Source organism: Candidatus Binataceae bacterium, assembly GCA_036495685.1.
In the GTDB taxonomy this organism is placed as follows: domain Bacteria; phylum Desulfobacterota; class Binatia; order Binatales; family Binataceae; genus JAFAHS01.
Map to the genome: position 1 here is coordinate 1 of DASXMJ010000155.1, position 12,175 is coordinate 12,175.

A 12,175-nucleotide genomic window follows, 5' to 3' on the forward strand; every position below is an offset into this window, starting at 1 on the left:
CCTGTCGGGCCGGGGAGAACATTTCTCCTCCGGGCATGACCTTGGCAGCCCCGACGAAAAAGCAGACGCGCAGCGACGCCCCTACGGAAAAGGTTTGCGGGCGATTTATGAGCGGTCGCGACGGCTATTTCTGGACAACACGCTCCGTTGGCGGGACCTCGACAAACCTACGATCGCACAGGTGCATGGCTACTGCATTTTTGGCGGATGGATGTTCGCGGCTGCTATGGATTTGATCGTAGCCGCGGAAGACGCGATGTTCCTGCCCTCGCTACTGCAGTATTTCTCGATTCCCTGGGACGTGCCCATTCGCAAAGCTAAGGAAGTCCTGTTCCAGAGCCGCTTTGTGCGGGCTGAAGAGGCAGCCCGACTGGGATTCGTAAACGTGGTGGTGCCTCGTGAAAAGTTGGAAGAGGAAACGCTGGCGCTCGCGATGCGGATCGCTGAGAGCGATCGCATGACACTCAAGATGCTCAAATTTGCGCTCAACAATGCTCAAGATGCCATGGGCTTTCGAACCGCGGTTCGCAATGCGCACTCACACCACATGCTTGTGGGGGTGGGACCGTATCTGCGCGAAGCGGATCAAAGCAAGTTACCAAAACGAATGCCGGGAGTTGGGCAGGCGCTGAATAAGCTCGGAAAGTAACTCGTCTCTGTTTAAGCTAGCCAGCCGCGGCCCCATCTGTTTGCGCCCTTGGGTCGGAGGGAAGCGAAAATTCTTAAGCGCGGCAATCGAGCTTGGCCCGAGAGAATCCGGCTCGTTGGCGGAGACTGCGGGGCCGCTCTCGACACGTAACTTAAGTTTCATTGTGAGGAAGCGGTTAAATTGACCGACATTCCCGATGATCGGGTCGGCAAAATCCGTCGCCGAGGGGGCGGTGTACCCTAGGCTTGCAGAGACCCACCATTTGGGTGATTTAATTAAGGACGAGGGTGGAGGAGGTGGCAGATCGCGCCGAAGGGGTTGCAGGAGATGTCACCGCGAGAGTGGTCTGGGGAGGCGAGGGGATGAGTGAAAGATCGAGCAACCAAGAGGAAAAGCACATAAACCGCCGCCGTTTTCTGACCATGGGCTTGCTAAGCGCCGCACCGATTGTGGTCCCGGGCGCGGCGTGGGCGCGGATGCGGGTTAAGACTTCCAGCTCCAGCACGAGAGAACTGGCGCGCACCCTTAGCTTTTACAATTTGCACACCGGCGAACGCCTCACGACGGTCTATTGGGAAAAGGGTGAGTACCTCCCGGCCGCGCTCGACGAAGTCAACTACATTCTTCGCGACTTTCGGCAAAACGAAGTCAAGCCAATTGACCCCACTTTGCTCGATCTGCTGGTCACGCTTCGCGACCGACTGCAGTCCCAGGCGAACTACGAAGTCATTTCCGGGTACCGTTCACCGCTCACCAACGCAATGCTTCATTCTCAAAGCGAGGGAGTTGCCGCGCACAGCCTGCACATGGATGGCCGCGCGATCGACATTCGCCTGCCCGGCCGGCCGCTCGGCCTGGTCCGGTTCGCAGCGCTCTCGTTGCGGCGCGGCGGCGTAGGTTATTATCCGGGTCGCTTTGTGCACGTAGACACGGGCCGCGTGCGCTGGTGGTAGACTATTGTTTGTCCAGGCGATGTTAGGTTAAGCGCGCCCGCGAGGGCCGCAATCAGGCATCCTCTGACAGATAGTGGGCACTAATACTTGGTGGCAACCGCCACCAGACGCTCCGCCCTATGGTCGTAGGGGGTTGCGGCCAGGCTGCCGTAAGTCGCAACTTCGCTGAAACCAGCTTCCTTAAGTAACGTGCCAAGTTCGACGCCCGAGTACGGCCGCACCACCAGAGTGGATTCGCGCAGTTCCGTTCCTCGCAGTTGGATCCAGTGTGATTCGAGTTTTGACCATCCGTCGAGCACTCGCCGTTCCTCGATCACAATGGTGCCATCCGCGCGTCGGTTCCAATCGCGCTCGCGGAATTTGGCCGCAACTACTTCCTTGCCGTTCATGTCTAAGGTGAGCTTCGCGCCGGACTGCAGAGATTCGTAGACGTTGCGTGCTACGCGCAAATCATCGGTGGCATCCTCGAAGTAGCCGAACGATGTGAACATGCTGAGCGCTCCATCAAAGGCTTCGCGCCGCACAAAAGCGCGCATGTCGCAGTGAACGAACTCGATGCTCAGGTTTTCCCGCGTGGCGCCATCACGCGCCTGTTCGAGATAGTGAGCGGTACGATCAACCCCAGTGACCCTGAAGCCGCGGCGAGCAAATTCAAGGGAATGGCGCCCAATGCCGCAGCAGAGATCCAGCACGCGGGCGCCCGAGCCAAGCTTCAGCAAGGCTACCAGCTGATCAACTTCGGCACGCGTCTGCTCAAGACGTGCGGGGTTGAACATGTGGTCACGAAAGGTTTCCCAGAAGGTATCGTCCTCGTACCACTCGGCCATAGGCATTAACCGCCTCGCTTTGACACGGTAGCCCAGAATTCTGTTCCCGGGGGCCGAATGCGACGGTTGCAGAAAACGAAGAAATCAAGGCGTGGGTCTCCCCGGCAGCTTTTTCTAAACCAGCTGGCAACAAGACCCATGCTTGGGTTCGTCGGCATCCCCATTACGGGGTCCGGAACTGGTGCTTCGCTACATAACCTTACGCAAGAAATCGAAGATGAGTTTTTGCGCTTCGCCGCATGCCGACAGATTCGACATCTGTATAAAGCCGTGCGGCATCTCGTCGAAGATGTGCAGCTCATGACGAATGTCCGCGCGCTTAAGCGCCTCGCCGATCGCGTGCGACTCCGGCAACAACGCATCGGCAGTCCCGCACACGACGAACGATGGGGGCAGGACGCCGGGCTTGATTGCTCCCAGTGGGCTGACCCGCGGGTCCTTCAACAACGAAGGAAAGTTGGCATTTCCCACGTATGCTTTTGCCATTCCATCCATCGTGCCCTTGGCTCGTTCGAGAGTTGCCGGGAAATCGTACACACCGTAAATCAAAATCGCGGCCTTGGGTCTGGGTCCCGAATAGTTTTCGGCGGCCAGCGCGGTCAGCGAAGCTGCGGTGAGGTTGCCGCCAGCCGAATCTCCACCCACCGCGATCCTGTTGCTATCTCCCTTCCATTGCCCGGCGTGGTCGGCGGTCCACTTGATCGCGGACACGCAGTCTTCCAAGCCAGCCGGGAACGGATGCTCCGGTGCCAGCCGATAGTCCACATTGATCGTCAGGAAACCGGCCTCGGCGAACTGCATGCCAAGTTTGCGATGGGTCTTGGGGTTGCCAGCGACCCACCCGCCACCGTGCAGATAGACCACAACCGGAAATGGTCCGCTGCCCTTGGGGACGGCGATATCGGCGCGTAGATTTGGACGCAACTCGACACCCTCGTGCAGGGCGCCGATCTCCGGCAGGTCCTGGTTCATCATCGGAGAGAAGGTGTCCATCGTGCTGCGTAATCCCGGAATGTCGGTGGGAATCGGCGCCGAAGCAAGGGCCTTCAGAAATTCGCGTTCTTTTTCCGTCATGGTCGTCCTCCCGAGGGTCTAAATGGGTAAGTAAGCTCTACTCGCAAAGCCCGGTCTCCGGCAACCGAATGGAAAGCTTGGTCCCGGAAACACCGCGCCCGCGTCGGCGGTGCGGCGACGGTCATTTCTGTAGATCGTGAAAAGGACGCGACGAGTTTTATCTCGGCGCCCTTGCTGTCACGCAAACAGAGGAGACCTATTGCTGGGCGCCCTGACCCACCGCGGCTTTCACCAGGGTCTGCAATTCACCGCTCTCGTAAAGTTCGCGGATGATGTCGCATCCGCCGATGAACTTACCATCTATGTACACCTGCGGAATTGTCGGCCAGTTGCTGTAATGCTTGATTTCCTCGCGCAGTTCGGGGTCGGCGAGAACGTCGGTGGTCCCAAATGGCACACCCAGTTCCTCGAGAATCTGCACCGTCGCCGCCGAGAATCCGCACTGTGGAAAACTTGCGGTACCTTTCATGAAGACTTGAATCTTGTTACCGCGGATCGCTGACTGGATTCGTTCAATTGCCTCGGACATGGTCCTTACCTCCGATTTTCGTACTGCGCGGGCGTGAGGGTCCTCAGGGAAAGTGCGTGCACTCTCACTCGCATCGCATCGCCAAGTGCTTTGTACACCGTTTGATGCCGCTCGACGAGGCCCTTGCCCTCGAACACCGTACTCACGATCAGTGCCTCGAAATGGTCTCCGCCGCCGGTGGTGTCTCTGACCTCGACATGAGCATCCGGGATTCCCTGCCGGATCAGAGTTTCAACTTCCTTCGCATCCATCTCCGGTTATTTAACCGACTACCGTGGCGCGATTCCACACCTGTGAAACGGCTTCCGCATATTTTCCGCGGTTCTCAGATACTTACGGAATTGCCGTCTTCGCTGTCTTTGGAACCTTTCGGGGCGGCACCCTTCATCAGATCCCTGGCGGTTTCGCTAAGCTCGCCGGGCCTTCCGGCTCCCATCACTTTTTGCACCAGGCGGCCGTCGCGACTGATGAACAGAGTTGTAGGAATCGCCTCGACCCCCAGGGAATCGACCACCGGTGCACTCGCGACCAGCACCGGATAGTTGATCTTGAACTTGCGCACGAAAGGACCGATATCGCGAATACCATCGCCCTGTATGGTGTCACACGCGACCCCGATGATCTCGAGGCCCTTGGATTTGTGGTAGCGCGAATAGAGGTCTTTCAATTCCGGTATCTGCTTGCGGCACGGCGGACACCAGGTTGCCCAGAAATCGACGATCACCGGATGGCCGCGGAACTGGCTGAGCCGCATTGGGTTGCCATCCAAGTCCTGCAACTCGAAATCCGGCACCCTCGGCGCGCTAATGGGAATTACGCTTTGTGCAAACCCCGGCATGGAAACCGCCGAGCCAACGATCGCGACCGCCACCACCAGCAAACTTAGCCCGATCTTGGCCGGCATCCGGGAAGTGGCTCGGGTGGTAAAGAAGTGGGCCGCCACCTTACACCTGCTCGACGACCGTGGCGATTCCCTGACCGATGCCGATGCACATCGTCGCCACCCCCAACGCGACACGACGACGGTGCATCTCGTGGATCAGGGTCACCACCAGCCGCGCGCCCGAGCATCCGAGGGGATGCCCCAAGGCTACGGCGCCGCCGTTCACATTGAGCTTCTCTTCGTCGATCTTGAGGTCGGTGTTACACGCGAGAACCTGTGCGGCAAACGCCTCGTTAATTTCGAATAAGCCGATATCCTTGATCCCGAGGCGGGCGCGGCCGAGCGCCTTACGGGTTGCGGGAACGGGACCCCATCCCATGATCTCGGGGCGCACGCCGACAACGGCGGTGGCGCGAATTTTGGCGAACGGTCTGAGCCCGAGATCGCGTGCACGCTCCGCACTCATCAGCAGCACGGCGGCGGCGCCATCGCTGATTTGTGAGGAATTGCCCGCCGTAACCTGTCCGTCGGACTTGAACGAGGGTTGCAGTGCGGCGAGCTTCTCGAGGCTGGTCTCCGCGCGGGGGCCCTGGTCGACGTCGACTGTGGGGCCGTCGGCCAACTTGATAGGGACGATCTCCTCTTTGAACCGATCGCGAGCGGCGACAGCGCGCTGATTGGAGCGCAGCGCAAAGGTATCCGACTGCTGGCGGGTTATCTTATACATGTCCGCAAGCCGCTCCGCGGTGAGACCCATAAAGAACATGTCGCGCGGAAACATCTCGAGCAGTTTGGGATTCGGCACGATCCCCGAACCCATCGGCACGTGGGTCATGTGTTCAACCCCGCCCGCGAGGGCGACCTCGCCGGCGCCGACCATGATCTCCTGGGCAGCGAAGTTGAGCGCCTGCAGACTCGAGCCGCATTGCCGGTCGATCGTGGTCCCAGCGACTTCAACCGGCAGCGCTGACAGCAACCCAATCATCCGGGCGACGTTCAGACCCTGCTCGCCCGATTGATTCGCACATCCGAAGACTACGTCTTCGATCTCGGCCGGATTTACTTTGGGATTTTTCTCAAGCAGGCGGCGTATGCAATTCACCGCGAGATCATCGGCACGGATGTCTTTATAGTACCCCTTGTCCCTAGCAGCTCTGCCGATCGGCGTCCTTACGCCGTCGACCACGACAACTTCGCGCACGAGGGATTCCTCCATTGCCGGATTTTGCCGCCGCCCCGTGAGGCGCCGGCGGAGACGTCTATATGATACTCCGCTTGCGCAACTCGGAAAGGTGCCAAGAATCATAGCCTAGCACACGCTCCAAGACGGCGTCGGTGTGTTCGCCGAGCGAAGGCGCACGGGTAGCAGGAATCGCCTTGGAGCCGGTGTTCTTGAAGGGAGAGCCGGGCACGATCAGATCCGGATACCCGGGATGGTCTGCCCGCAGAATCATGGCACGCTCCTGCAGATGCGGGTTACGGGTCACTTCCTCGACGTTCGCGATCGGAGCGCATGGCACTGCGGCATCGCCCAGCAACCGAAGCCAGTGATCGCGCGTCTTGGTCATGAACCGGCGTGCGAGAATTGCCTCGAGTTCCACATGATGCGAGGTGCGCTCCGCATTGCGGATGAAACGTGCGTCCTCCTTCAACTCAGGCATCTCGATCGCGTCGCACAATCGCTGCCAGATGGCTTCGTTGCCCGCACCCGCTACAAAGAAACCATCGGCTGCGCGGAATTGCTGAAAGGGCGTGATGGACGGATGGCGAGTGCCGAGCGGTCCGGGCACACGGCCCGAGACCGAGTAGCGCGCGAGCGCGTCTTCCAGCATCGCGACCTGACAGTCGAGCATCGCAACGTCGATATGCGTGCCCTTGCCATCGCGGTCGCGAATCCGCAGGGCGGCCAGGATAGCCGAAAGTCCATAGAGCGCAGCCGAGAGATCCCCGATTGAAACGCCGCAGCGGGTAGGTTCGCCGTCGGGCGGTCCCGTGATGCTCATGGTGCCGCCCAGCGCCTGCGCGACGATATCGTAGGCGGGCGCTGCGGCCATTGGTCCGGTTTGTCCAAAACCGGAAATTGAGCAAAGAATTACGCGGGGGTTGGCGGCCACCAGCGCCGGGTAACCGATGCCGAAGCGCTGCATGGTGCCGGGCGAGAAATTCTCGACTACTACATCAGATTTTGCCGTCAGCGACAGAAATATCTCTACCCCTTCTTGCCGGCGCAGGTCGAGGGTGACGCTCTGTTTGCCGCGATTGACGCTGTAGTAGTAGCCCGAGTCTCCGTTGGGAAGCATCGGTGCGAAGCTGCGCGAATCGTCCCCGCGTCCGGGTAATTCGATCTTGATGACCTCGGCGCCGAGGTCTGCGAGGTTCATCGTGCAGAAAGGACCGGCTAGCACCCGAGTGAGGTCCAGCACGCGAATCCCGGCCAAGGGCTTGTCTTCGATCATTGTCTAAGAGCCGTCTCCCCAAACTTCCGAAGTTCTGTTTTTCCAAACTCTAGATCCGTTTGGGACATCGGCCCTGAGGCAGATACCCCGAATCGACCAAGCCAATCGCGGCGCACGAGCGGTGCCACCAACTCGCTTTAACCGGCGGAATGCGGCGCGCCTGGGCTCATCGATTGTGCGAACGTTGGAGCTCGACACGATCTTCCTAAAATAACCGTTCGAGCAGCAGAGCTAGCGCCGCCGTTGGCGCGCGGCTTCGCTCGCGCGCATCGCCTCCGCCGGGGTTACGATGAGCCGAGGCTCCTCGCGCGCTCGTTGCTGTTCCTCGGCGACCACATTGCCAAGTTGCATTCGGATGAATCCGACAATGAACGGGACGCGCTTCAGATCGGCGACGTCGCGAATCTTGGCCGCCGCCGCAGCTGCCCAGCCGGCCTCCTCGCGCTTGCCGTTCTTCAGTAGGTAGTAGGCGATGTCCTCAAACCGCCTCCGGATGCGTGCGCCGCTTTCAGCGCTCAGCAGATCAGCGATCGCGCTCTCGACGATCTGGACGACACGATCCTGCTGTTGCATCTGGTTGAGGACAATCGTGCTTTCGTTGGCGCGGTTGAGCTCTTCCACGTAAGGAGCAACCAACGCGCTCGCGAGCTTCCATTCAAGCAGCGCGGGTTCCTTCAGCAGATCGAGCGAGGGATCTTTCGACGCTTCCGCAGCAAGTTCTGAATAAATCGGATGTTGGAGGTCGGTTGGCGGCGACGAGTTGATAAGTTCCGCCCGCAACGCCAGAAAGTTCCCCACCTTGCCGCGACGCGCCTCAGGCGTGTGCCGATAGGCTTCGCACAGCAGGAAGTCTGCCAACCGCCAGTCGGCATCGACCAGGCGCATGCCGGACCGTCGCTCCAGCTCCTCCCGCTCCTGGCGCAGCTCGCGACGCGTGATGTTGCCCGCGATCGCGCCGACCAGGCCCTCGTCCTCAGCGGTAATTCCCCACAGTCTGACCACGCCTCCCTGGGCACGCGGCTTGGTTATCCAGACTATCCGGGCGCCTTCGGCATCAATGGGGGACAACAGGGCGCTCAGGTGGGACGCATCTGCTGCCGCCGTTGGGCGCGGTGCCGATGCGCGGGTTTCCCTTGGAGGCTCGATGCCGCGTTGATGGAGTTTGAACAGAGAGCGACGAATCTCACGGCGCAGCGGCCCCGCCGCCGCCTCCTCCATCTCGGCGAGCATTGCCGCGGCGCCGCCGTCAGCTATGTTGCCGAGGGCGCGCGCAATTGCGGTGGATGGAATATCGGAGTTCCTCCGCAATTCGCGCAGTTTCGCAAGCGCAGTCGGAGCCGGCGCCGCGGGATCAAATCCGGCGGCGGCCAAAGCGGCGGCATCGTCCGGGGCAGACACCCAGCTAGACTATGTGACGTTCCGCTCCCTTGTCCAAGGGAAGAGAAAACCGCGGTCTGGGGCAGATGGGCGACAGTTATCGACCTGGCAAATTCCCTGCCCAAACCTGGCACGCGGCCTCGATGATCTTTAAGACAAACTCGTGCGCTCGGCCGTTGCCTGGTTTGCGCATTCGGCTTGTCGATCCGCTGCACTCTCCTCGACGATCCGGTTTGAGAATTGAACGAACGTTTAGCTAATGTTGGAAGTCGCGCGCAGGCGCAATTCCAACCGGGAGCAAGGGAGTCGGCTGCCATGATGACCGGAGAACAATACAAGAAGAGCTTGAACGACGATCGCGAGACCTTCTTCGAAGGGGAGCGAGTCCGCGACCTGGTGACCCATCCGGTACTCGGGCCTTGCGCTTCGCGGGTGGCCGCGGGTTACGACCGCTGGTTTTCGCCTAAGCCCGACGCGGTCAGCCCGTTGATGGCGATTCCACATTCCGCCGCCGAGCTGAAAGACCGCATTCCGCTGACCCACGAATCCGACATAGTCTCGGCGGTCACCTACCAATCGATCATGACGCTGACCACCGCGGCCACCCGGATAGCCGACGCGCTGCCGCACTACGCGGAACGCATTCGTAGTTATGTCCAAGGCGCACAGCACCGCGACATCCGAATAGTCGAATGCATTACCGACGCGAAAGGCGACCGGAGCCGTCCTCCCGGCAAACAGGACGATCCCGATGCGTATACACACGTGGTCGATCGCCGCAAGGACGGAGTCGTCATCCGGGGCGCGAAGCTCCACATCACGGGCGCATCGCTCAGTCACGAGTTGATGACCATTCCAACCAAGGCGATGAAGCCAGGGGAAGAATCTTACGCGATTGCGTGCGCGGTGCCGGTCAATTCGCCGGGCGTCAAGATCGTCGATACGACTTACGCTCCGCGGCACCCCGACAGCCGGGTATTTCCGATTTCTTCCCACATTCACATGCCGGAAGGGTTTGTGATGTTCGATGATGTCTTCGTGCCTAACGAGCGCATCTTCCTCGATGGTGAGTTCGCGCAGGCGGCGGTGTTCGCACACTCGCTGGGGTTGTGGGAGCGGTTAGGGGGTCTTTCCGCAATGGCGGAAGAGGCGGATCAGCTCGTCGGGTTTGCACAGCTAATCGCGGAGGCGAACGGTCTGGCCAAGGAGAGCCACATCAAGGAGAAAATCTCCGAGATGATAATTCACGCAACCCTGGTGCGTGCCGCGCTGGAAGCCGCCATCGCGAATTGCAGCATTAACCCCGAGGGCGCTTTCCCCGACGAGCTCTACACCAACGCGGGCAAGTACCACGCGGCAGCCAACTACAACGCGATGGTGCGGCATCTCCACGACATTTCTGGGGGATCGGTGCTGACCGCGCCTTCAATTGCCGACTTCGAAAACGAAGTGACCGGCCCGCTGCTGCGAAAATACATGGGCACGATGAACGGGGTCGATGGCGAGTACCGCGCGCGCTTGTTCCATGCGATTCGCGACCTCACGGCCGACGCCTACGGCGGATGGAAAGCCGTGACCAACGTGCAAGCGGGTGGCGGCCTTTACGCGCAACGCATCGTGACGCGTAGATACTACGACCTGAAGGGCGCGAAGGAAAAAGCAATGCACGTCGCGGGCATCAAGGACCAGGTGTCCAGCAATTAGACGCAGGTTGTAGAAGTACGGACGTTCGGATCCTCTCGGGCACGCTTGGTCGGTCGCAAACCTCGACCGACAGGACCCGGTCGGAGGACCTTGAGCGCGGGCTTGGATTCGACTGCCGTGGCGCATATGTCACGCCTCACAATCCACATTCGTCGGCGCTCGCGGCGCGATGGGCCTCGTTCGTCACTGGCGCAGCGGAATGCTCGATTGTGCGGCAAGGCCTGAGCAGTCTTAGTCCCGGCCGATGATGCCGGCGGAGAAGAATCGCGGGCACGCGCCGAGGGAAAAAGTCCGGGTGGCGCGGAGGTTTTAAGTCTTTGTAACGCGCCGCTCGGTCTGGTCGGCGGGCAACTTGCGAGCTCGCGGCGGGCATATTTCCACCGGGAGTCTCTGGTGGAGTAAGTTTCGGTCAATGGCTTAGAATGTGCTGGCACTTGGCGTCGGGTTCCGAGCGGGCTCTCCGTGAAGACCGTGGCGGGTGACTGGGAAAGGACCAAGCGGAATGAAGATCGGCGGATTTTATGAGCATCAGCTTCCACGCCCGTGGACGCGCGATTCGGAACATCAGCTCCTGAAGAACGCGCTCGAGCAGGTCGAGCTTGCCGACCGCAGCGGCTACGACTACGTGTGGGCGACCGAGCATCATTTCCTGGAAGAATATGCGCATTCCTCGGCGCCGGAGATCTTCCTGGCGGCCTGCGCGGCGCGCACCAAGAACGTCAGAGTCGGGCACGGCATCGTGCAGATGCCGCCCTATGTCAATCAACCGGCGCGGGTCGCTGAGCGTATCGCGACCCTCGACCTGATTAGCGACGGTCGATGCGATTTCGGCACCGGGGAAGGGGCTTGCGAGGTCGAGTTGGGCGGGTTCTCCGTACCACAGGAAGAGAAGCGCGCGCTTTGGTTAGAAGGGCTGCAGACGGCCGTGCGGATGTTGGTTGAGGAGCCGTTCACCGGCTTCGAGGGCAAGTATATCAAGGCTCCCAGCCGCAACGTGGTGCCCAAGCCCCTGCAGCAGCCTCACCCTCCGCTGTGGCTGGCATGCTCGCGGCGCGAAACGATTCTGCTCGCGGCCAAGCTCGGCATCGGCGCGTTGACCTTCGCGTTCGTCTCTCCCGACGAATCGCGCCAGTGGGTGCGCGACTACTACTCGACGCTCGAAACCGAATGCGAACCGGTCGGCTACGCGATCAACCCTCAGATTGCAATGGCCTGCCCGTTTCTGTGCGATCGCAACGAGCAGCTGGTGCGCGACATGACGCACGAACACCACGGCTTCTTCATGTACGGACTCGGCCACTACGCATTCTTCGGGCACCATGAACCGGGCAAGACCAATCTCTGGGAGAGTTACAAGAATCAGCCGGTCAAAGTGAAAATCGACGACCCCCTGGCCTCAGCGTCGAACGTGCAAAACTGTGTCGGCACACCCGAGCAGATTCGGGCAACGCTGCGTGGTTTCGAAGAATCCGGGGTGGACCAGGTTCTGTTTCTTTCGCAAGCTGGCAAGATTCCGCACGAGTTGCTCATGTCCTCGATAGACCTGTTCGGCCGCGAAGTTCTGCCCGCGATCAAAGAACGCGACCATCAGCGCGCAAAAGAAAAAGCTGCATTGGTGGAACGGCTCAGCGAGAAAGCGATGAAACGCAAAACCAAGCCCACGCCACCGCAGGCGCCGACGGTGATCCGGGCGGCCGGACATCACTGATTTCGGGGAGGATCG

General features: G+C 60.4%; 12 protein-coding genes. 4 read left to right on the forward strand and 8 right to left on the reverse strand.

The features are described from left to right. Window positions 1-649, forward strand: a 649-nt coding sequence (locus VGI36_14640; GenBank protein ID HEY2486386.1) for an enoyl-CoA hydratase-related protein, incomplete at its 5' end; no start/stop codon positions are given. Between the two features lie 362 nt (window positions 650-1,011). Then, complete coding sequence (locus tag VGI36_14645; GenBank protein HEY2486387.1) at window positions 1,012-1,602, forward strand: DUF882 domain-containing protein; 591 nt, start codon at window positions 1,012-1,014, stop codon at window positions 1,600-1,602. Between the two features lie 80 nt (window positions 1,603-1,682). Here VGI36_14645 and VGI36_14650 read toward each other — a convergent pair whose 3' ends face one another. From VGI36_14650 to VGI36_14685, 8 genes are all read right to left on the reverse strand, one after another. Further along, window positions 1,683-2,435: a methyltransferase domain-containing protein gene (locus tag VGI36_14650; protein ID HEY2486388.1), complete on the reverse strand. Its 753-nt coding sequence runs from the start codon at window positions 2,433-2,435 to the stop codon at window positions 1,683-1,685. 183 nt (window positions 2,436-2,618) lie between these two features. Next, on the reverse strand, window positions 2,619-3,503 hold the full coding sequence (locus VGI36_14655; protein ID HEY2486389.1) for an alpha/beta hydrolase: 885 nt from the start codon (window positions 3,501-3,503) through the stop codon (window positions 2,619-2,621). Between the two features lie 196 nt (window positions 3,504-3,699). Next, window positions 3,700-4,032, reverse strand: coding sequence for a Grx4 family monothiol glutaredoxin (gene grxD / locus VGI36_14660; GenBank protein ID HEY2486390.1), 333 nt, complete (start codon window positions 4,030-4,032; stop codon window positions 3,700-3,702). 5 nt (window positions 4,033-4,037) lie between these two features. Then, entirely contained in the window at window positions 4,038-4,283 is a 246-nt protein-coding gene (locus VGI36_14665; GenBank protein ID HEY2486391.1) for a BolA family protein, read from the reverse strand. 74 nt (window positions 4,284-4,357) lie between these two features. Next, a complete protein-coding gene (locus VGI36_14670; protein ID HEY2486392.1) occupies window positions 4,358-4,975 on the reverse strand; it encodes a redoxin domain-containing protein in 618 nt (205 codons plus the stop codon). 1 nt (window position 4,976) lies between these two features. Beyond that, the gene (locus tag VGI36_14675) at window positions 4,977-6,116 is read right to left on the reverse strand and encodes a thiolase family protein (GenBank protein HEY2486393.1); all 1,140 of its coding nucleotides are present in this window, start codon (window positions 6,114-6,116) and stop codon (window positions 4,977-4,979) included. 58 nt (window positions 6,117-6,174) lie between these two features. Next, on the reverse strand, window positions 6,175-7,371 hold the full coding sequence (locus VGI36_14680; GenBank protein HEY2486394.1) for a CoA transferase: 1,197 nt from the start codon (window positions 7,369-7,371) through the stop codon (window positions 6,175-6,177). 231 nt (window positions 7,372-7,602) lie between these two features. Beyond that, window positions 7,603-8,769: a hypothetical protein gene (locus tag VGI36_14685; GenBank protein HEY2486395.1), complete on the reverse strand. Its 1,167-nt coding sequence runs from the start codon at window positions 8,767-8,769 to the stop codon at window positions 7,603-7,605. A gap of 294 nt (window positions 8,770-9,063) precedes the next feature. Between VGI36_14685 and VGI36_14690 the strand changes: the two genes are divergently transcribed. Both VGI36_14690 and VGI36_14695 read left to right on the forward strand, forming a co-directional pair. Beyond that, window positions 9,064-10,452: a 4-hydroxyphenylacetate 3-hydroxylase N-terminal domain-containing protein gene (locus VGI36_14690; protein HEY2486396.1), complete on the forward strand. Its 1,389-nt coding sequence runs from the start codon at window positions 9,064-9,066 to the stop codon at window positions 10,450-10,452. Window positions 10,453-10,954: 502 nt separating this feature from the next. Continuing rightward, window positions 10,955-12,160: an LLM class flavin-dependent oxidoreductase gene (locus VGI36_14695; GenBank protein HEY2486397.1), complete on the forward strand. Its 1,206-nt coding sequence runs from the start codon at window positions 10,955-10,957 to the stop codon at window positions 12,158-12,160. The last annotated feature ends 15 nt before the right edge of the window (window positions 12,161-12,175 follow it).